We start from the raw sequence: 21,219 nt of genomic DNA, 5'->3' as shown, positions 1-21,219 counted from the left end.
CTTCATCCGGCATATTTTCGAGGACCAGACGGAGCCGTTCCAAATCTCCCAATTCTTCAATTTCATTCCACGAAAATAAGCTGAGTTGTGGTATAATAGCCATATGGATCCCTCCTTTGGGTGTTTAGTGATTTTGTGATAATTTCATTTTACACCAAAGGGGATCCATTTTTTATGCCCTTTTCGCCTGGGGGGAATTTTTTTAGCTGCTCCGTTCAAAGCATGATTTCCTCTATTTTTACATCGAAAAATGGGGGAAAATTTTTTTGACAGGTCTCGCAAAGTTTTGCGGGACAAGTTATTGCGGACAGCGCAATTAGCTCTTATCCACAGACGGCGGTGGATAACTTGTTCATAACCTGTTTAAAACAGAGTTTATCCTTAGAAAAAACAAGCTGTAAAATGTGTATAAGGTTATCCACATATGCAGGTTGCTGTCGCAATATGTCGAACGATTTTTCGCATTTCTGTTTTTAAAAAACATAAAATAATGATTTACTTTGCGGTGCACGTGTGAGGAAAAAATTTTGGGAAAGGCAAGCGCCCATCATTTTTTCTGGACAAAAGTTAAGTGCAACTAGGCTCAACCGAGGGCTAATGATCCTTTTTTTCATCGTGCAGTCAATATCCATTTTTCTATTGATAAAAAACATATATACTTGGTAAAAGAGACAGGTTTATGGGAAAATACTAGAGAGGTGTCGAGTTTGTTTAAAAAATTTTTACCGGACAGGCATGTTAAAAGCATATTGGATATAAAGCCGGAAGAACTTAAAAAACATCATATTAAGGGCATCATTACCGATTTAGATAATACGCTTGTCGCTTGGTACGAGCCCGAGGCAACGCCTGCTTTAAAAACTTGGTTTCAAGAAATGAAAGCCGCTGGCATCAAAGTCACGGTTGTTTCCAATAATAGTGAAAACCGCGTCAAGGCATTTTGTGCGCCGCTTGATGTTCCCTTTATTTCCAAAGCACGAAAACCGTTGACGAAATCGTTTCGGCGTGCCATCGAGAAGATGGGACTGAAAAAAGATGAAGTCGTCGTCATCGGCGACCAGCTGATGACCGATGTTTGGGGAGCGCGGCGGTTAGGCGTCTATACGATTCTCGTCGTTCCCGTAGCGATGACAGACGGTTTTATGACGCGGCTGAACCGAAAAATTGAGCGGCAGATTCTCAACCATTTAAGAAAAAAAGGTTTAATCTATTGGGAGGACTAATATGACCGATCATATCAGCTGTAGCGGCTGCGGAGTGGCGATCCAAACGGAAGATGAACGAAAACCAGGATATGCCCCCAAATCGGCGCTAAATAGAGAAGTCGTCGTCTGCAAAAGATGTTTTCGCTTAACCCATTATAATGAAGTGCCGGATATAAAGCCTCAAGATGAGGATTTTATTAGACTTCTCAATCGCATCGGGGAAACGGAAGCACTCATTGTTTACCTTGTTGACATCTTTGATTTCAATGGCAGTTGGGTCAGCGGTTTGCAGCGTTTAGCAGGGAATAATCCCGTATTATTAGTAGGTAACAAAGTGGATGTTCTGCCGAAGTCCACGAATCCGGACAAATTGAAGCGCTGGATGAGTCATATGGCTCGCGATTACGGATTAAAACCGCTGGATATTCATCTTATTAGCGCGGAGAAAGGGACAGGCATCGAGGAGCTGGCGATGGCTATCGATCATTACCGCGCGGGCGGCGATGTTTATGTTGTCGGATGCACCAATGTCGGCAAATCGACGTTTATCAATCAGCTCATCCGCCGTTTCGGCGGCGATTCGCGCTATCAACCGACGACATCGCCATTTCCAGGGACAACCCTTGATTTTATTCGCTTGCCGCTTGATGACGGCCGTTCGCTTTACGATACACCCGGCGTGATCAATGACCACCAAATCGCTCACTTTGTCACATATGATGAATTAAAGAAAATTTTACCGAAGAAAGAAATAAAGCCGAAAGTATATCAGTTGAATGAAAACCAAACCTTATTCATCGGCGGCTTGGCGCGCATTGACTATCGAGGCCCCGGGCGACGTTCGCTTGTTTGTTATGTTTCGAATGCACTATACATTCACCGCACAAAGCTCGAGAAGGCAGACGCCCTCTATGAAGAGCAAGCCGGTAAGCTCTTGACGCCGCCGTTTTCAGAAGAACGGATCCCGAAATTAGTGCGTCATGATTTTTCGTTAAAGGACGACCATTCCGATCTCGTCATTTCCGGCTTAGGTTGGGTGTCCGTTAAAGGACAAGGGGCGAGAGTGAGCGCGTATGCGCCAGCTGGCGTTCAAGTCTTGAGGCGGCCATCGATCATTGGATAATTTATATAAGCGGGGGGAGAAGGTTTGCCAAAATTATATGGCGTAATAGGTGATCCGATCGACCATAGCCTTTCACCGGTCATGCACCAAAAATGGCTGCGCGAGAACGGTTATGACGATCATTATCATGCCTTTAGGGTGACAAAAGATCAGCTGGAAGATGCTGTCCGCGGTCTTCGAGCACTCGGTGTCAGCGGTTTTAATGTGACGATACCGCATAAAACCGCGATCATTCCGCTTCTTGACGACATAGATGAAGAAGCCGAGGTGATTGGGGCTGTCAATACCGTCATCAATGAAAACGGACGTCTCGTCGGCACGAATACCGATGCCATCGGCTTTATGAAAAGCCTTGAAGAAAAAGGCTTCGCTCCGGAGGCTGGTGATTCGGTCTTAGTGATTGGGGCAGGGGGCGCGGCCCGAGCAGTTTGCGCCGCTTTGGCGAAACGAGCAAAGATTCGCGTTGACCTTACCAATCGCACACCTGAGGCAGCGGAACGGTTAAGCGCGCGTTTTTTCAATTCAAATGAAAGTGCGGTATGGACCCTAGAAGAGGCTGAAAAACGCCTTGCCCAATATCGGTTGATCATTAATGCCACACCGGTCGGCATGAGCGGATTCGCCGATGCGCTTCCGGTCCGGACGGAGCGGCTGACTGCCCATACCATCTGTGTCGACCTCATTTACCGTCCGCTGAAAACGCGCTTTTTAGAAGCCGCTGAACAAATCGGTGCACCGGCCTTAAACGGACTACCGATGCTGATTCATCAGGGGGCAGCCGCCTTCCAGCGTTGGTTGGGGATTTGGCCGGACACGTTCAATATGGAAAAATATTTATTGGAAAACTACTTTCAGTAAAGGGGGGTCACTGTGTTAACTGGAAAACAAAAAAGGTTTTTACGTAAAGAAGCCCATCATTTAAAACCGATCTTTCAAATTGGCAAATCAGGTGTCCATGATACTTTTATAAGAGAAATTGACGAGGCGTTGGAGGCAAGGGAGTTATTGAAAATTACCGTTCTGCAAAACGCGGAAATGACGGCTGAAGAGGCGGCTCATCAGATTGCCGAACCAATCGGTGCCGATATCGTTCAAGTGCTCGGGCATACCATCACACTGTACAAACCATCAACCAATCATAAACACATCGAGTTACCGAGATAATGGGGGTGTGACCGTGAAAGTGGGATTATTGGGCGGTACGTTTGATCCGCCCCACCTCGGCCATTTGATCATGGCAGAGGAAGCTTTGGTACGTCTCGCTCTCGACGAAATATGGTTTTTACCCAGTTATTTTCCCCCGCACGCCGAACGGAAAGCATCGGCTACCCCCGAAAGTAGCGAACACCGGCTGGAGATGGTTCGTTTGGCGATTAAAGGCAACCGGCACTTTAAACTTTCCCTAGTGGAGATCGAACGAAAAGGCAAGTCTTATACATATGAAACCATAGCTGTGCTTCGTGAACAATTTCCGGCCTATCAATTTTATTTTATTATAGGTGCGGATATGGTAAATGATTTGCCCAAATGGGCGCATTTTGATGAACTGAAACAATCCGTGACATTCATCGGATTCAATCGTTCTGGTGTTCATTGGCAGGCGCCTGAAGACGTACAACTTGTCAAAGCAGAAATGCCAGAGATTGGCATTTCCTCCAGCCTCATTCGAAAGCGAATTAAAGAAAAAGGGGCATGGCACTATTTAGTACCGGAACCCGTAAAGAAGTATATCGAGGTGAACGGACTTTATGGATAAAGAAACGGCACTTTCGGAAGTGAAAAAACGACTGCCGGAAAAACGGTATGCCCATACGCTCCGCGTCATGGAATGCGCGGTGGAGCTTGCAAAACGGTACGGCGCAGATCCGGCGAAAGCAGAGCTGGCTTCGGCTCTTCATGATATCGCCAAATATTTTCCGGAAGAAGAGATGCGGGCGATAATTCAATCCCGCGAAACCCTTCCCGATTTATTATTAGACTATCACCCCTCTGTTTGGCACGCGCCGGTCGGAGCAATCTACATCAAGGAAACTTTTGGCCTAACCGACCCGGATATTTTGGCAGCTATCACTTATCACACGACTGGGCGCTCTGGCATGTCTGTGCTAGAAAAAGTTGTTTTTTTGGCCGATTATATTGAACCGGGGCGGAGCTTTCCTGGGGTTGACGAAGTGCGCGAAATGGCTAAAGAAGATCTTGATTTGGCGGTCGCTCAAGCGCTTGCCAACACGGTTCGGTTCTTGGTAGAAAATTATAGTCAAGTCTACCCGGACACCCTTTCTGCTTATAATGATCTTATACAGGTTTGTGGTGTTCGGCTTAAGGAATGGCACAAAAGAACGGAGGTATGATGTTGAAGACAAGTAAAGACCTGGCGCATCGCTTAGCCGCGGTGGCTGATGACAAAAAGGCACATAACATCGTCATTTTAAATATGCACGGGATCTCAACAATGGCTGATTATTTCATCATTTGCCATGGGACATCGGAAAAACAAGTGCAGGCGATTGCGCGGGAGATTAAAGATACGGCAGAAATAGAACAAATCGATGTCAAAAGAATGGAAGGGTTTGATAACGCCCGATGGGTACTCGTTGACCTTGGTGATGTGATCGTTCACGTTTTCCATAAAGATGATCGCGAATATTATCAATTGGAAAAGCTTTGGGGCGACGCACCGCTTGAACATTTTGAGAGTATTGTCAAGAATGAATAGCGCATCTCTAGGCCGGCTTTCGCCGGCCGCCAGTTTTTTGAAAGGGAGGTTTTTCTATGAGCGACCAAAACGCTTATCAGCATTTTGCCACTTTTTATGATGTCTTGATGAGCGATGCCCCCTATGACCTATGGGTCGAATTCCTAAAAAGAAAAACATTGCAATATGGGATCACAGGGGGGCGGTTACTTGATGTGGGTTGCGGGACGGGAACACTCGCCCTGATGCTGTCTGCGACAGGTTACCAGGTTACCGGTGTCGACCTCTCCGAAGAAATGCTTGCCGTCGCCTTAGATAAGGCGCTTCAGGAAGATGTCAATGTCCACTTTATCCAGCAAGATATGAGGCATTTAGATCTTGGGGAAACCTTCGAAGTCGTGACGGCATTTTGCGATGTCATGAATTATTTGGAAAATGAATCCGATGTGATGTCCTCCTTGCAATCGGTATACCACCATTTGGCGCCGGGCGGCTTATTTTTATTTGACGTCCATTCGGTTTATAAGATGGATTGTCTGTTCCGGAATCATTCTTTTAGCTATGCTGGAGAAGACCTGGCCTATATTTGGGATGTGTTTGAAGGCGCGTTCCCTCACAGCGTTGAACACGAAATCAGTTTCTTCGTTGAAGAAAGCCCTGGACTCTATCGCCGTTTTGATGAATGCCACCGGCAGCGAACTTTCCCAGTGGAATTTTACAAAAGCCGCCTGGAACAAACCGGGTTTACGGTGCTTTCGGTCGAAGGTGATTTTAAGGAAGGCCGTCCCGCTGAAGACGCCGAACGCCTATTTTTCACGGCAGTTAAAGCAACTTAGGAAAAACGACCGTACGAAGTCGGCCTTAACGGTTCCAACTGGCTTTTTGATCGGGCCAGAATAAGGGTCACCTAAGACTGTGTTCGCCCTAAAGGCTTGCGCTGGCTTTTTTAGTCAGTCCAGCAAAGAGTAATTAAGGCTCTGCCTACGCCTTAGAGGCTTGGCAGAGCCAAGTTTTCTATAGCAGAGCCAATTTTTCTTATAAAAAAGAAGGATTTTTTAAAAAAGTGGCGAATAGATGTATTAATCCTTTGCAAAATGCCGATCAACCTCTCGCTGATCTTCGTAAAACTTTGCATGTGTTTTTTGAATGACGTGGTGGAAAAGCTCCCTTGCTTCTTCTTCCAAAACTTTTAATCCTTCTCCGGTAACCCCGCCTTTCACATGCACCTTTTTCCGCAATTCATCCAAAGTATAAAGATTTTTTTCGAGAAGCTTTCCATAACCGATCATCATTTTGGTGGCGAGCTGGACCGCCGTTTTTCGGTCGATATCTGTTTCTTCAACGGCTGCTTCGATCAAGCGTTCCAAGAGATAAGTGATAAAGGCCGGGCCGCAACTGGTGATATCGGAAGCGATGCGCGTGATCGGCTCTGAAATTTCAACCGGTTGGCTGAACAGGGTGGAAAAGTCCAGGAGAGCACGTCGGTCTTCGTCCGTTATACGTTTACCAAATGTCCACAGCGTTGGGCCGGAAAGCGCTCGGTTAGTGATGCTCGGAATCATCCGGACGACTTTTGCGCTAAGATGCGCTTCGAGTTGTTCCACTGAAATCGGACTCGTGATGGAGATAATGATCTGCGTTTCCCTCAGTTGATCCTTGATCTCTTCCAGTAGTGGATAAATATCGAGCGGTTTTAAACAAATGAAAATCACATCGGCCTCTTGAACGACATCGGCTGCATCGCGCTTTACGACCAGCCCCGGATGATTTTTCTGCAATAAAAAGGCCTTCGCAAGCGTTCGGTTAGTGATGATCATGTCCTCCGGCGATACCGCTTCGGATGTGATCATAGCCTCTATTAAAATCGACCCCATATTTCCCGTACCGATGACTCCGATTTTCACGATATCACCTCCCTTTTATCCGTTTCGTTTATAGGCGTGCTTTCATTTATGATACGGTAAGGTATTCAGCCACACTTTTTCCTCTTTTCATTTGTACGGAACCTTATCCTTAAAAAAATATGCCATGTAAAAAAGGATTATGAATGGAAAGGAAGTAAAGCAATGTGGAAAGACAAATGGCCATATCTTTTAGTGGTATTATTGGCCATCGCCTTCATCTTTTGGTTTACGGCTTGCCGGGGTCCAGCTTCGCAAATTTCTCTTAATAGCCCAACAGTACAGACAGAACAGAACGCCCCAACAGAACAAACCGAACCGGAAAAAACAGCCACACAGGAAAAAACCCCCCGGCAACCGGAGGCAATCGTTGTCGATGTAGAAGGAGCCGTGAAACATCCGGGTGTTTATGAAATGAAACAAGGAGACCGTGTGGTGGATGTCGTGAAAAAAGCAGGCGGTTTGACGAAGGAAGCTGATCCTGCCCAAATCAATCTCGCCAAAAAGTTGACAGATGAGATGCAGATTTATATCCCAAAGGAAGGTGAATCGGGGCGGGGGATGGCCACCACGGACATAGGCGGTACCGCGGAAGGGGGGAAAATCAATATTAATACGGCAACCGTCGATGAATTGCAAACGATTCCGGGTATAGGACCGGCCAAGGCAAGTGCGATCATTGAGTATCGTGAAAAAAACGGGCCCTTCAAAAAGGTGGAAGACTTGGACAATGTGAGCGGCATTGGAGAAAAGACGCTTGAACATATCAAAGACAAAATTACGACCGACTAATTGCGCAAGCGAGGGTGTTTTCAAGCGGATCGGGGACTTATCTTAAAAGGGCTTTCCGAGGGCACGTGACATCCTGTGAGTTGGCAGATAGCTTGGCATTGCCGTTGTCGAAAAAAACCGATACAATGGGTGTAAAAGAGGTGAACGACTTTGCGACTATCTTGGGATCAATATTTTATGGCACAGAGCCATTTATTAGCAAATCGCAGCACATGTACGCGTCTCTCTGTAGGGGCAACGATCGTACGCGATCGGCGGATTATTGCCGGGGGTTACAACGGATCCACATCAGGGGGCGTACATTGCATTGATGAAGGCTGTTACATGATCGAGGGCCATTGCGCCCGTACGATTCATGCGGAAATGAACGCGCTTCTCCAGTGTGCCAAATTTGGCGTCCCCACTCAAGGTGCCGAAATATATGTGACTCACTTTCCTTGTTTGCCATGTACGAAGGCCCTTATCCAAGCGGGGATTAAAAAGATTTATTATGCGAATGATTATCATAACCATCCGTATGCTTTGGAACTATTAGAAGATGCCGAGGTCGAAACCGTGCACGTTCCCTACGAACCCGTCATGGATGCGGCATTTAGTGAAAAACAGCTTGCTTTTATCGCCGAACTGCTAAAAACATTGGAGACGCAAGGCACCGACCGCGAAACAATGAAAAAATATTATGAAGAAGCTCAAAAGCTGTTTGCAAACGGCGTATGACGATATTCGACGCCCCACCAATACGCTTTGGTTCAGCAGCGCACGCTTCGGCCCGGCTTTAGCTCTTCAAGGCTTTAGGTATGGCCATTGGTGGGTGCTGTCAGCCATTTTAGCGATTGCCCTCTGTGACAACCCCAATGTTCCGACCGCATTGGCCGCCTCTGGCTGTATCCTTTATCTATTATGGAAAAACAAACCGCTTTTCCTCACGTTTACCGTTATCTTTATTCTGATGGTCCTCGATTTTCATTGGCAAACCGTCCCGACAACGTTAAACAGCCGGCAAACCGATTGGATCGGCCGCGTGTCATCCATTCCGGAAATAAATGGGGACCGTTTCGTGGCATATCTTAGATTAGGAAAAAATGAGTCCGTGTATGCCGTCTATCGAATAAAAAGCCGTGAAGAAAAACAAACGCTCAGTCGACTCACACCGGGTATGATTTGTGCGCTGAGAGGAACGTTAACAAAGCCATCGGCGGCTGGAAATTTCGATGCCTTTGATTTCCGGACTTATTTAAGGCACAAAGGCATTCATTGGCAGCTCACGGTCGACCAGTGGGCCACTTGTCATGAAGGCCGCATCAGCCTTATGGAACGCATTCAACAACTCCGCCAGCGCGGAATCCAGACGGTTGATGCCAAACTAGCGCCACCCATGAGCGGATTGATCAATGCGCTAGTCTTTGGCAACCAATCAGAGATGGATGGCGGTTTGGCGGAGGCTTATAGAAATCTCGGCCTCATCCATCTTTTAGCGGTGTCGGGGCTTCATGTCGTTGTTGTCATCGGGCTGAGTCATCGGCTGCTCATACGTGTCGGAATGTTGAAGGAACATGTTCAATGGCTTCTTTTTCTCATCATCATCCCGCTTTATGCCGTTTTAACGGGACTTTCGCCATCCGTTGTAAGAGCCTCGCTCATGGCCGAATGGCTGTTGTTTTTCCGAATCGCCCGACGTGCCGTCCCGACCGTTTCCGCCCTTTCTTTTGCTTGCCTCATGCAACTCGCGTATGATCCAGGCAGCCTTTTTGACATTGGTTTTGAACTCTCCTATTTGATTACCTTTGCCATCATCGTTTCCGCCCCAACTGTCCAAAAACGCGTGCAGAACCCTCTCAGTAAAACGTTTATCATCACAGGCATCGCGCAAATCGCCGCATTCCCCATCATTTGTTATTATTTTTACAGCTTTTCGCTACTCAGTTTTGTATTAAACCTCTTCTATGTACCGCTCATTTCTTTTGTCATTTTACCTCTTGCGATTGTCACGGTCGTTTTGTTAATCCTCTTTCCGCCTTGTGGATTATTCGTCTTCGGCTTTCTGGATATGATCATGACGCCGGCGCACAGCCTTTTATTAAATTGTGAGCACTTGTTACTGTTTAATCTCATTATTGGTCGACCGGGAGCATGGGGGTTGGTAGGGATCAGCCTCTGTGCTTTTGGCTTATTGATCTTGTGGGAGAAATGGTCGCATCCGTTCAGTATCTTTTTACCTGTAGCTTTTTATCTGGTTATCGGTTTTTGCCATGTTGCGGCTCAATGGATCAATCCCTATGGGTCTGTCACGTTTCTTGATGTGGGTCAAGGTGATAGCATCCTTATTCGCTTTCCTCATCGCCAGGGGGCCATGCTCATTGATACTGGCGGCAGCCTGCCAATCAAAAAAGCCGATTGGCAAAAAAGAACCGATCCATTTGACGTCGGCTCGGATGTGGTTAGCCAACAAATTAAAGCAATGGGCATCTCCAAAATCGACTGGCTCGTTTTAACACACCGTGATTGGGATCATATTGGCGGGCTGAACGGTGTCATCGATCACATACGCGTCGCAAATATTGTCATCGGAAAAGCGTTTCAGGCGACGAATACAGAAAAAAAGTGGTTTGAACGGGCGAAGAACATGAGAATCCATATTGTGAACGTTCCTGCGGGGGCTCAGTGGGGAACAGAGAACCTGTATGTGAAGGTGCTATGGCCGAAAACCGCGATTTCGGATTCTAACAATGGCTCACTTGTCCTTCTTGCGAAAATGGGTGGCGTGCATTTCCTTTTTACGGGAGACCTTGAAAAAGAAGGGGAGGCGGGATTATTACAACAAATACCTAACCTTCACGTTGATGTTTTAAAAGTCGGCCACCACGGCAGTCGCACGTCAAGCTCCGAGGCATTTATTCAAGCGATTCACCCGAAACTTGCCATCATTTCCGTAGGGAAAAACAATCGCTTCGGTCACCCTCATAAAGAGGTGCTGGCTGTCTTTAAGAAATACCACATTCCTATTTTGAGGACGGACCGCGATGGGGCCGTGCGAATCGTTTTTACCTCAAACAGAATTCTACAAATAAAACACGCAAAATGACAAAATCCTTTAAAAGGGGTTGTCTCCGGTAGATATTAATCGAAGCGTTCCAATAGCTTGACACCATTCACTTTAAACGCCATAAAAAGAAGCTGCTTTCAAACGGTCATAAGCGTTTGAGGCAGCTTCATTGATTTTGGTTATGTAATCAGGAAGTGAGTTGCTGAATGACTATTCCGATAATGAAGATCACACAAAAGAAAACAAAGGAAAAAATAAAACCTGTCACCGCATGATTGAAATCATTGCTTTTATCTTGCACATCTTTCTCAAATTCGTTCACGCGTTGTCCCTCCCATCCATGGTCAAGCATCCGCTTTCATTTAATATTCAGTATATACTAATTTGAGAAAAAAGCCAACATGGTAAAATTTCAACGCTAGTGCTAAGAGTTGTCACATATACTTTCCCATCGCATAGGATACTATAACGAATACCATATGATTGTTTTCAGCAGGAAAAATGTACAGCAAGCGGGATCGGTCACTTTCTGCCGTGGCCCATCCCATAAGGCATAAGCCGACACTATTCCTAAAGGGGTTTCGTTTTTGTGGCATACGATTATCGTCGTCATGGCATTATCCTAGGTGATGTCATGCGGCGTTTATATAAATCCCAGGGGTTGGTCAACCGTTGATGCCGATGGTTAAGGGATGTGGCATACGGGACCGACCCCTTCTCTTTTGTTATGTTATTGGTTTACGGCACGCTTGTCGAATCGGCGCTTTTACGATAAAGTAAAGGCGAAAAGAGGCGGATGTTGACCATGACTGATTTAACCATTAAAAAACCATTAGCCCCGATTTACCTATTATATGGAACGGAATCCTTTATTATTAAACATTTGAAAGAAAAAATCATTCACGTGGCGCTTTCCCATGACGAACGGGCGTTTAATCTTGGCGTGTATGACATGAATGAGGAACCGCTTGACCTTGCCTTAGAAGATGCCGATACGCTGCCATTTATGGGCGAGAAAAAAGTGATCATCATTGAGAATCCTTTATTTTTAACCAGTGATCCAAAAAAGCAAAATGTCGAACACAATATGGATAAGCTCGCCGCTTATCTTAAACAACCGTCACCAACAGCCGTCTGCATTTTTATTGGGGAATTTGAAAAATTAGATAAACGCAAAAAAATTGTCAAGCAATTGGAAGAAGCGGCGGATGTTCGTGAATGCGTTGCCTTGACGGAAGAAAAGCTCTATCGGTGGTTGCAAGAAGAGGCCGAAAAGCAGCAGGCGTACTATACAAAAGAAGCGCATGAATTGTTAATGGCCATGGTCGGCGACGACTTGGCGATCCTGACGAATGAAATGCAAAAACTGGCATTGTATGTGGGAGAAGGCGGGACAATTGACCGTCATGTCGTTGAACAATTAGCGTCCAGGACACTGGAAAGCAATGTGTTCACAATGGTGAACCGCATCATGGAAAGGAAACTTGAAGATGCATATCAAATGCTGGAAGATTTGCTGAAGCAGAAAGAAGACCCAATCAAATTAGCGGCACTCGTTACGCGGCAAATTCGTTTGGCTTTCCAAGCCGAGGTTTACCGACGCGAAGGGTATTCTCAAAGCCAAGTAGCGAGCCGCCTTAAACTGCATCCTTATGCGGTGAAAATGGCATGGAAACAAGGGGAGCGGTTGGGGCGTGAACGTTTAAAAAGGGCTTTAATATTTTGCGCCGATATGGACGATGCACTAAAAACCGGAAAAATCGATAAAGTCATCGGCATCCAAATGTTGTTTGAAAGAATGGCTTCGCTCTGAACGGTGAAGTTACTGGGTTTCTTGGATATGAAAATGACTTTCCTCATTAATACCCTAAAACCATACTTTCATTCTTATGTGCAGGATGCTACCCGATGTAAAGGTATGAAAAAAAGTTGACTCATAAGGGATTTCCCAGAGTCAACTTTTTGTTTTAGGCGTTTAATGCATTGAGTTTTTTGCTGAGGCGTGATTTTTCACGAGCGGCTTTATTTTTATGAATTAAGCCCGAATTCGCGGCTTTATCAACCTTTTTAACAGCTACCAGATAAGCAGCTTTTGCGCCTTCAACGTCGCCTGCTTCGACTTTAACATTAAAGTTCTTTAAAGCCGTCCGCATCGCGGATTTCGCGGAATGATTAAATTCACGGTTCGCTTCGCTCTTCTTGACGCGTTTAATCGCGGATTTAATGTTTGGCATGCTTTCACCCCCTCGGGCTTGGTGTTCTTATAGTGGTAAAGGACGTTTCGGATTCCCGTCATAACGGGACACAGTCAACAGAATGTATTTTATCAAAGCACGGCTAAAAAAGCAAAGGGAAATTGTCGCCGCTTTCGTCGGTGAATACAAAACGATGATTGGGTCACGCTAACGATAAGGAGCATCGAAAGGGGAAAGTGGTTGAATATGGAAAAGGATATTGATTTGAAACGCTTTTCTGTCCGTACGGATTTAGCGATTGAAGCAAGGGAAATGGTGACCGAAGAAACGAAGGAGAAAGCGCCACTGACCGGCGTTGACTTTGAAGAACAAGACATCGAAGGCATTAAACTCAGCAAAATGACGATCCATCCAGAAGCAGCGGATCGGCTTGGAAAGAAGGCTGGGCGTTATCTCACTTATGAGGTCGATGGCATTCGGAAGAAAGATTCGGAATTACAAGCTGTTGTCGAGCGCGTGTTTGCCAAAACTTTTGCCGCTTTTATCCGTGAACACGGTCTTTCCGATGAGGCCTCTTGCTTAATCGTCGGTTTAGGCAATTGGAATGTCACACCAGATGCGTTGGGCCCTAATGTCGTTGAAAATATTCTTGTGACCAAACATCTTTTTGCTTTACAACCTTATCGTGTGGAAAAAGGGTATCGGCCCGTCAGTGCACTTGCACCCGGGGTTATGGGCACGACCGGCATTGAAACAAGCGATATCATTCTTGGGGTGATTGAAAAAACGAAACCAGACTTTGTCATTGCCATAGATGCCCTCGCTTCCCGCTCCATTGAAAGGGTGTATACAACCATCCAAGTTTCCGATACCGGCATTCACCCTGGTTCTGGTGTGGGCAACAACAGAAAAGAGTTGAGCCAAGAAACATTAGGCATCCCCGTGTTTGCCATTGGCATCCCGACCGTCGTCGATGCTGTCACGATTGCCTCAGACACTTTAGATATGATTTTAAAACATTTCGGACGCACGATGCGCGAACAGAATAAACCGTCAAGGGCACTGACGCCAGCGGGATTTACCTTCGGTGAAAAGGTCAAGTATACCGAGGAAGATTTACCCAATGAAAAAGACCGGGCCTCTTTTCTTGGGTTGGTCGGCACGTTAAGCGAAGATGACAAGCGGCGTTTAATCCAAGAAGTGCTCGGCCCGACCGGGCAAAATATGATGGTCACCCCGAAGGAAGTGGATGACTTTATTGAAGACATGGCCAATGTGATTGCCAGTGCTTTAAATGCTGCCCTGCATAAGAGTGTCGGCCAAGAGTATCTCGGCAGTTACACGCATTAAGCATCGATAGACCGATGAATACTCGAACCGTTGTTATCGTTTTAAAAATGATGATACGGTTTCATCGGTCTTTTATCCTTTTTAACCGCACCCTCTTCTATTAATCATCGCAGTCTATCATTTCTACCGTATAAAAATGAGATTTGCGGCATACAATTTAATAGAAAGGTGTGGTCGAATGCGGTCGTTTTTTATAAAAACAGTGCTTCTTGTGATGGCGTTATTATGCGCCGTCCTTTACGGAATGGAGACGGCCAAAGATGGCCTTTTAAAAATGGAAGGTAAAGCGGATCAAAATACAACCAGTGAATGGTTTAATTTTCAAATACCAGGACTAGCGGCGGGCGACCGTTCGAATCCGAATAAAGCAGAGGCCGTCGGTTTTGAGAATCCCGACTTAAAGTCATCGGCTGTCAAAGAGAAGGCGGATCCACCTATGGATATTGAAAAAAAACTCGCCAAACTGGATGATCTTCATGGTTTTAACCCTTATTCCGCCATGGGAGACAAGCTGTCAAATAGTGTGAGTTCAGTTTTTGAAAAAGGTATCGAAGCCTTTAGCTCACTAATGAGTCATCTATTGAAATAAGTCGAGAGAGCTTGTTTCGACGCATGGTTGACGCAACATATGGGATTCGCCATGTGACAGTCAACTTCTAAATGGTTGTTCTCACATTTATTGCGCCAATGAACACCCAATGACTCATCGATGCCTTACCAAGATGAGCGGTTTCTAAAAAGAGAACGACGTCCCGCGTGAATGAGATGCCATCTTTAAGCACTCCGCTTAATAAAAAGGTCATGCTTGATACCCCGCCTTGTCAGTTACCTGTTGATTAGCCGTCATTTCACGGTTGCCGGTGGGGTAGGGGGCTGATATAATCAAATCTAGTGACTATTTTTGCATAGACTACGGGAGTGAGAGAGATGGCAGAAGATCGTCATGAAAGGCGGTCGCGCATTCGCAATTTTTCCATCATCGCTCATATTGACCACGGAAAGTCAACGCTGGCCGACCGGATTTTGGAAGCCACTGGCGCATTGTCCAAACGGGAAATGCGCGAGCAAATGCTCGATGCGATGGATCTGGAACGCGAACGCGGTATTACGATAAAATTGAATGCCGTTCAATTAAAATATAAAGCAAAAGATGGGAAGGAATATATTTTTCATTTAATTGATACGCCAGGTCACGTCGATTTTACTTATGAAGTGTCGCGCAGCCTCGCTGCCTGCGAAGGAGCGCTTTTGATTGTCGATGCGGCACAAGGCATTGAAGCTCAGACGCTAGCCAATGTTTACTTAGCTCTGGAAAACGATCTGGAAATCATTCCTGTTATTAATAAAATCGATTTACCAAGTGCGGATCCCGAACGGGTGAAAAAAGAAATCGAGGACGTCATCGGTTTGGATGCTTCGGAGGCTTTGTTAACGTCAGCGAAAGCCGGCATCGGTATTGAAGATGTATTAGAAGCCATCGTGGCTAAAGTTCCCCCGCCCTCTGGTGATCCAGATGCACCGCTGAAGGCACTCATTTTTGATTCCTTGTACGATCCCTATCGCGGTGTCGTCACTTATATTCGCGTCATTGAAGGCACAGTAAAAGTCGGCGACCGGATTAAAATGATGGCGACTGGCAAAACGTTTGAAGTGACCGAGGTTGGCGTTTTTACGCCTAAACAAGTCAACACAGACGAGCTGACCGTGGGCGATGTCGGTTTCCTCACCGCCTCAATAAAAAATGTCAAAGATACGCATGTCGGCGATACGATTACAAGTGCCGACCGCCCGGCAGATGAAGCCTTGCCCGGATATCGGAAAATGAATCCAATGGTCTATTGCGGCTTGTATCCTATTGACTCCAAAGACTACGACGATCTTCGCGAAGCCCTCGAACGATTGGAGCTCAACGATTCCTCGCTTCAATATGAACCGGAGACGTCGGAAGCGCTCGGCTTTGGTTTTCGCTGCGGGTTCTTAGGGCTTTTGCATATGGAAATCATTCAGGAGCGGATTGAACGGGAATTCGGCATTGATATTATTACCACGGCGCCAAGCGTTGTCTATCGGTTGACCTTCCAATCGGGTGAGACGAAAGAAATCAGCAATCCCTCGGAGATGCCGGAGAAAAAGACGGTGGAAAAAATCGAGGAGCCATATGTCAAAGCGTCCATCATGACCCCTAATGAGTATGTCGGGGCTGTCATGGAACTTTGCCAAAACAAACGCGGGGAATACATGGATATGGTGTACCTTGATGACAGCCGCGTCAATGTGGTCTACCATATGCCGTTATCTGAAATCGTCTATGACTTTTTCGATTATCTTAAATCGCGCACGAAAGGTTATGCGTCATTTGATTATGAATTCATTGGTTACAAAGCGTCAAACCTTGTAAAGATGGATATTCTTTTAAATGGAGAAAAAATTGACGCGCTTTCGATGATCGTTCATAAAGACTTTGCCTATCCACGCGGGCGGGCGATTGTCGAAAAACTGAGGGATCTCATCCCACGCCAACAATTTGAAGTGCCCATTCAAGCGGCCATCGGTCAAAAAATTATTGCACGTACAAATATTAAAGCCTTAAGAAAAAACGTCCTCGCGAAGTGCTACGGTGGGGATATCACTCGGAAACGAAAATTGCTTGAAAAACAAAAAGAAGGTAAAAAACGAATGAAAACCGTCGGACGGGTGGATGTGCCGCAAGAAGCTTTTATGGCGGTGCTTCGCCTGGATGATGATAAATAAGAACAGCGGCCGTCTCTTCCAGACGGTCTCTGTTTGTTATGGATAAAGGATGACTGGCATGATCAAAGGGGCCTATATTCACATTCCGTTTTGTGAACACATCTGTTATTATTGCGATTTTAATAAATACTTTTTAAAAAACCAGCCGGTCGATGACTATCTCCAGGCCCTGGACCGGGAGATGGCTCTTGCCGTTGATGATGGCATTGAAACATGTTTAGAGACGATTTTTGTCGGCGGTGGCACGCCAACGGCATTAAACGCCAGACAAATGGCTTTTTTTCTTGAAAGCGTCAAAACCCGGTTAAATCCGCATGATAGCATCAAAGAATGGACAATGGAAGCAAACCCGGAGAATATGGATGAAGAAAAACTTGCGCTCATGAAGCAGTTCGGGGTGAACCGACTGAGTATTGGCGTGCAAACCTTTAATGATCGCCTGCTCAAGGCAATCGGTCGGGCTCACGATCGCGCTTCCGTCCTTCGTGCGTTTCGGTTGGCAAGACGAATCGGTTTCGACAACGTATCGCTGGATTTAATGTTCGGGCTTCCTGGACAGACAGCCGAAGATTTAAAAGCCTCTCTAAAAGAAGCTTGTGCGCTTGAACCCGAGCATCTTTCCATTTACTCCTTGCAAATTGAACCGCGGACCATTTTCTATAATCGCTTAAAAAATGGCACATTGAAACTACCGGACCAGGACATGGAAGCTGAAATGTATGAATATATCATGGATTTCCTTGATGCTCACGGTTATAAACAGTATGAAATCAGCAATTTCACCAAACCCGGCTTTGAAAGTCGTCACAATTTGCTTTATTGGAATAATGAGGAATATTACGGATTCGGCGCTGGAAGTCACGGTTATGTCCAAGGGGAGCGCGTCGTGAACGCCGGGGCGGTTAAGGGCTATATTCGGCGAATCCGTGAAACCGGCTCGGCCCGGACAGCCTCCCACCCTGTCACTCCTCAAGAAAAAATGGAAGAGGAAATGTTTTTGGGATTAAGAAAAATTGATGGGGTTTCGAAACGAGAGTTTTACAGGAAATTTGGCCGCACCATGCACGACCTCTATGGCGAAAGCATTGATCGCCTTAAAAGTAAAGGCTTGCTTTATGAGAATGATGACAGAATCGCTTTAACCCGAACAGGACTCCTTTTGGGAAACGACGTTTTTCAGGAATTTTTACTGTCTTAGCCTACCGCTCGGATTGACAAAACGGCGTGAGTTTTGTTAAATTTTGATTAGACTTAGCACTCGAATCCTTAGAGTGCTAACAGAGGTGATGGGTGATGTTAACAGAGCGCCAATTATTATTGTTTAAGGTACTCGTTAACGATTACATTCGCTCGGCAGAACCCGTCGGTTCAAGGACGATTGCCAAAAGGCCAGACATCCACTTTAGTCCCGCCACGATTCGAAATGAATTAGCGGATTTAGAGGACCTTGGCTATTTGGAAAAGCCCCATAGTTCGGCGGGCAGGGTGCCGTCGGAGAAAGGTTATCGTTTTTATGTCGATCATCTATTATCGCCTGAGCTTTTGACCCAAGAGGAACTGGAAGGCATTAGAAAAGCGTTTCAAGACCAATACTATGAGCTAGAGAAGTTAACGCAAGAAACCGCTAATATTTTATCGGATTTTACGCAATATACGGCAATTGTTTTAGGCCCAGAAGTGTTGGAAACCAAGCTGAAACATATGCAAATCATCCCTTTAAATGCGGATACAGCCGTCTTGATCATGGTGACCAATACTGGGCATGTGGAAAATCGAACGATAAAACTGCCTCAAGGCATTAATCCGGGTGAAATCGAAAAGCTGGTGAATATTTTGAACAACCGGCTGAAAGATACACCGCTCTATTATCTAAAAGATGCGGTGGATCTAGAGATCAAAGATGTCCTCCGGCAACATATATCGCATTTCCAACAAATCATGGTGCTGTTAAATGATGCACTGGCGTATCATCCGATGGACCATATTTATTTTAGCGGAAAGACGAAAATGCTCGCTCAACCGGAATTTAGAGATGTCGACAAGGTAATGCCGCTTTTGAACATGTTGGATAATAAAGCGGTTGTTTATGAACTGTTGCGTCCTTCCGGTGAAAACGGCATTCATATTAAGATTGGTCATGAAAACCACTTGAATGAAATTAAAAACTGCAGTGTCATTACCGCCAGTTATACCATTGGCGGTGAGCACATGGGAACGGTTGCTGTCATCGGGCCAACGCGTATGGCCTATCCGAAAGTTGTCTCATTGATGGAAATTGTGTCTAAACATTTATCTGACCTTTTAACAAAGCGGTATCAGGAGTAATGATGGAGGCCGTACACTCGCGTACGGCTCGTGCTGCTTTTCTTTATAATGGTATTTCGGGTCAGCATGAGGCAACGAAGAGGATGACTCAAAAGACTCACCTACTAAGTCAACCTCAAGTTTCTTTATTTTGCAGGAGGTGAATGGAGTGGAAGAAAAGATTAAAGAAGAGGTAAAAGAAGAACTGAAAGACGCTCATCCGCCGGAAGACCAACTCACCAATGAGGACATCGATTCCTCTGTTAAGGAGGAAAATGATTCCCCAATGGAAGAGAAAGAAAATAATACTGAGGCAAAATCCGCAGAAGTTGATGAAGAGATTGCGGAAGATTCCCAAAATGACGCGGATGAGGCCAAAGAACGGCTCAAAACACTTGAAGCAGAACACGAAGCGCTCTATCAACGCTTTTTGCGCCTGCAAGCTGATTTTGAAAACTTTAAGCGCCGTACGCGGGAAGAAAAAGCGCGTGAAAGACAGTTTCGGGCACAGGATTTAGTGACCAATTTGCTGCCAGTCCTTGATAATTTTGAACGCGCTTTGGCTCAAACCGCCGAACATGAGGAAACGAAGGCGCTCCTACAAGGGATGGAGATGGTATACCGGCAATTGACGGAAGCGCTCAAACAAGAAGGCGTTGTCAAAATTGAAGCGGAAGGTCAACCATTTGACCCGAACAAACACCAAGCGGTCATGCAAGTGGAATCCGCCGAGCATGACGCCAATACAGTTGTCGAGGAGCTTCAGGCCGGTTATGAACTCAATGGACGCGTGATTCGTCCAAGCATGGTAAAAGTGAGTCAATGAAAGTTGTTGTAGAAATACATAACGGCTTTTATACAGAAAGGATGGTACAGAATGAGTAAAATCATTGGCATTGACCTTGGTACAACGAACTCTTGCGTCGCCGTTTTGGAAGGCGGTGAAGCGGTCGTTATTCCAAATGCGGAAGGAAACCGAACGACACCATCGGTCGTTGCTTTTAAAAATGGTGAACGCCTAGTTGGTGAAGTGGCAAAACGCCAAGCCATTACCAACCCAAATACCGTGATTTCCATTAAACGACACATGGGGACGAACTATAAAGTCAACATTGAAGGCAAAGACTATACCCCACAAGAAATTTCTGCGATTATTTTACAAAAATTAAAAGCGGATGCAGAAAGCTATCTTGGTGAAAAAGTCGATAAAGCCGTCATCACGGTTCCGGCTTATTTTAATGACGCCCAACGGCAAGCGACGAAAGATGCTGGGAAAATTGCTGGACTTGAAGTCTTGAGAATTATTAACGAGCCAACCGCCGCTTCCCTTGCATACGGTCTCGATAAGGAAGAAGATCAAACGATTCTCGTCTATGACCTTGGTGGTGGGACATTTGACGTCTCGGTTCTCGAACTAGGAGACGGTATTTTTGAAGTAAAATCGACAGCCGGTGATAACCATCTAGGCGGTGACGATTTCGACCAAAAAATCATCGATTATTTGATTGCGGAATTCAAAAAAGAAAACGGCATTGATTTATCCAATGACAAAATGGCTTTACAACGGCTAAAAGACGCAGCCGAAAAAGCGAAAAAAGACCTTTCCGGTGTTACCCAAACGCAAATCTCGCTGCCGTTTATTACAGCGGATGCGACCGGCCCGAAACACTTAGAAATGACGCTCACCCGGGCGAAATTCGAAGAACTGACCGCCGATCTCGTCGAACGGACAATGGGCCCGACTCGTCAAGCGCTGTCTGACGCCGGTATGTGTCAAGATTTTCTCGACAACCTTTATAGATCAATATCTCCGGCACCCTAATTTTGTACGCCTACCCTACCGCGCTATCGCTTGGTATC

General features: G+C 45.8%; 22 protein-coding genes and 1 pseudogene. 19 read left to right on the top strand and 4 right to left on the bottom strand.

From position 1 onward, the window contains the following. The first annotated feature begins 707 nt into the window (after positions 1–707). From H532_RS0112315 to H532_RS0112280, 8 genes are read left to right on the top strand one after another with little or no spacing between them, the layout of a single operon-like run. Positions 708–1,223 carry a YqeG family HAD IIIA-type phosphatase gene (locus H532_RS0112315; protein ID WP_027725735.1) on the top strand — a complete coding sequence of 172 codons (516 nt, stop codon included), beginning with the start codon at positions 708–710 and terminating at the stop codon, positions 1,221–1,223. A gap of 1 nt (position 1,224) precedes the next feature. Further along, on the top strand, positions 1,225–2,328 hold the full coding sequence (gene yqeH / locus H532_RS0112310) for a ribosome biogenesis GTPase YqeH (RefSeq protein WP_027725734.1): 1,104 nt from the start codon (positions 1,225–1,227) through the stop codon (positions 2,326–2,328). Positions 2,329–2,352: 24 nt separating this feature from the next. Next, positions 2,353–3,186, top strand: a complete 834-nt coding sequence (gene aroE, locus H532_RS0112305) for a shikimate dehydrogenase (RefSeq protein WP_027725733.1) — start codon at positions 2,353–2,355, stop codon at positions 3,184–3,186. Positions 3,187–3,198: 12 nt separating this feature from the next. Then, positions 3,199–3,492: a ribosome assembly RNA-binding protein YhbY gene (gene yhbY, locus H532_RS0112300; protein WP_027725732.1), complete on the top strand. Its 294-nt coding sequence runs from the start codon at positions 3,199–3,201 to the stop codon at positions 3,490–3,492. Positions 3,493–3,505: 13 nt separating this feature from the next. Further along, positions 3,506–4,084 carry a nicotinate-nucleotide adenylyltransferase gene (locus H532_RS0112295; protein WP_038112372.1) on the top strand — a complete coding sequence of 193 codons (579 nt, stop codon included), beginning with the start codon at positions 3,506–3,508 and terminating at the stop codon, positions 4,082–4,084. Further along, positions 4,077–4,679, top strand: a complete 603-nt coding sequence (yqeK, locus tag H532_RS0112290) for a bis(5'-nucleosyl)-tetraphosphatase (symmetrical) YqeK (RefSeq protein ID WP_027725730.1) — start codon at positions 4,077–4,079, stop codon at positions 4,677–4,679. Before H532_RS0112295 ends, yqeK begins: the two co-directional genes overlap by 8 nt. 2 nt (positions 4,680–4,681) lie before the next feature. Next, a complete protein-coding gene (rsfS, locus tag H532_RS0112285) occupies positions 4,682–5,044 on the top strand; it encodes a ribosome silencing factor (RefSeq protein WP_425426276.1) in 363 nt (120 codons plus the stop codon). Positions 5,045–5,100: 56 nt separating this feature from the next. Then, positions 5,101–5,859 (top strand): class I SAM-dependent DNA methyltransferase, encoded by a 759-nt coding sequence (locus H532_RS0112280; RefSeq protein ID WP_027725728.1) that lies wholly within the window; start codon positions 5,101–5,103, stop codon positions 5,857–5,859. Positions 5,860–6,102: 243 nt separating this feature from the next. On the opposite strand, the gene comER is transcribed toward H532_RS0112280, so the two are convergent. Beyond that, positions 6,103–6,927 (bottom strand): late competence protein ComER, encoded by an 825-nt coding sequence (gene comER, locus H532_RS0112275; protein WP_027725727.1) that lies wholly within the window; start codon positions 6,925–6,927, stop codon positions 6,103–6,105. Positions 6,928–7,089: 162 nt separating this feature from the next. Here comER and H532_RS0112270 point away from each other — a divergent pair, with 162 nt between their 5' ends. From H532_RS0112270 to H532_RS0112260, 3 genes are all read left to right on the top strand, one after another. Beyond that, a complete protein-coding gene (locus H532_RS0112270; protein WP_027725726.1) occupies positions 7,090–7,716 on the top strand; it encodes a helix-hairpin-helix domain-containing protein in 627 nt (208 codons plus the stop codon). 177 nt (positions 7,717–7,893) lie between these two features. Next, on the top strand, positions 7,894–8,433 hold the full coding sequence (locus H532_RS0112265) for a ComE operon protein 2 (RefSeq protein ID WP_038112375.1): 540 nt from the start codon (positions 7,894–7,896) through the stop codon (positions 8,431–8,433). Then, on the top strand, positions 8,396–10,798 hold the full coding sequence (locus H532_RS0112260; protein WP_027725724.1) for a DNA internalization-related competence protein ComEC/Rec2: 2,403 nt from the start codon (positions 8,396–8,398) through the stop codon (positions 10,796–10,798). The genes H532_RS0112265 and H532_RS0112260 overlap by 38 nt, the downstream gene beginning before the upstream one ends. A gap of 148 nt (positions 10,799–10,946) precedes the next feature. Here the strand turns inward: H532_RS0112260 and H532_RS19960 are convergent, their stop codons facing one another. Continuing rightward, on the bottom strand, positions 10,947–11,081 hold the full coding sequence (locus tag H532_RS19960; RefSeq protein WP_027725723.1) for a YqzM family protein: 135 nt from the start codon (positions 11,079–11,081) through the stop codon (positions 10,947–10,949). A 483-nt stretch (positions 11,082–11,564) separates the two neighbouring features. On the opposite strand from H532_RS19960, the gene holA reads away from it, so the two are divergent. Further along, positions 11,565–12,572: a DNA polymerase III subunit delta gene (gene holA, locus H532_RS0112250; RefSeq protein WP_245566466.1), complete on the top strand. Its 1,008-nt coding sequence runs from the start codon at positions 11,565–11,567 to the stop codon at positions 12,570–12,572. 154 nt (positions 12,573–12,726) lie between these two features. Here holA and rpsT read toward each other — a convergent pair whose 3' ends face one another. Further along, positions 12,727–12,993 (bottom strand): 30S ribosomal protein S20, encoded by a 267-nt coding sequence (gene rpsT, locus H532_RS0112245; protein WP_027725721.1) that lies wholly within the window; start codon positions 12,991–12,993, stop codon positions 12,727–12,729. A gap of 207 nt (positions 12,994–13,200) precedes the next feature. Here rpsT and gpr point away from each other — a divergent pair, with 207 nt between their 5' ends. Continuing rightward, positions 13,201–14,304 carry a GPR endopeptidase gene (gpr, locus tag H532_RS0112240; protein WP_027725720.1) on the top strand — a complete coding sequence of 368 codons (1,104 nt, stop codon included), beginning with the start codon at positions 13,201–13,203 and terminating at the stop codon, positions 14,302–14,304. 178 nt (positions 14,305–14,482) lie between these two features. Next, complete coding sequence (locus tag H532_RS0112235; protein ID WP_027725719.1) at positions 14,483–14,893, top strand: DUF3679 domain-containing protein; 411 nt, start codon at positions 14,483–14,485, stop codon at positions 14,891–14,893. A gap of 67 nt (positions 14,894–14,960) precedes the next feature. Here H532_RS0112235 and H532_RS20395 read toward each other — a convergent pair whose 3' ends face one another. Then, the gene (locus tag H532_RS20395) at positions 14,961–15,107 is read right to left on the bottom strand and encodes a hypothetical protein (protein ID WP_155995049.1); all 147 of its coding nucleotides are present in this window, start codon (positions 15,105–15,107) and stop codon (positions 14,961–14,963) included. Between the two features lie 124 nt (positions 15,108–15,231). Between H532_RS20395 and lepA the strand changes: the two genes are divergently transcribed. The 5 genes and pseudogenes from lepA to H532_RS18775 form a co-directional block, all read left to right on the top strand. Further along, entirely contained in the window at positions 15,232–17,055 is a 1,824-nt protein-coding gene (gene lepA, locus H532_RS0112225) for a translation elongation factor 4 (protein WP_027725718.1), read from the top strand. Positions 17,056–17,116: 61 nt separating this feature from the next. Further along, on the top strand, positions 17,117–18,253 hold the full coding sequence (gene hemW / locus H532_RS0112220; protein WP_027725717.1) for a radical SAM family heme chaperone HemW: 1,137 nt from the start codon (positions 17,117–17,119) through the stop codon (positions 18,251–18,253). Positions 18,254–18,348: 95 nt separating this feature from the next. Then, positions 18,349–19,380, top strand: a complete 1,032-nt coding sequence (hrcA, locus tag H532_RS0112215; RefSeq protein ID WP_027725716.1) for a heat-inducible transcriptional repressor HrcA — start codon at positions 18,349–18,351, stop codon at positions 19,378–19,380. 130 nt (positions 19,381–19,510) lie between these two features. Further along, positions 19,511–20,185 (top strand): nucleotide exchange factor GrpE, encoded by a 675-nt coding sequence (grpE, locus tag H532_RS0112210; protein ID WP_027725715.1) that lies wholly within the window; start codon positions 19,511–19,513, stop codon positions 20,183–20,185. A gap of 51 nt (positions 20,186–20,236) precedes the next feature. Beyond that, positions 20,237–21,154: pseudogene (locus tag H532_RS18775) on the top strand (Hsp70 family protein); the annotation flags it as partial. Positions 21,155–21,219 lie beyond the last annotated feature (65 nt).

Origin of the sequence: Tuberibacillus calidus DSM 17572 (assembly GCF_000430685.1) — a bacterium.
GTDB classification, from domain to species: Bacteria; Bacillota; Bacilli; order Bacillales; family Sporolactobacillaceae; genus Tuberibacillus; species Tuberibacillus calidus.
This window is presented reverse-complemented; position numbering and strand designations above follow the sequence as displayed.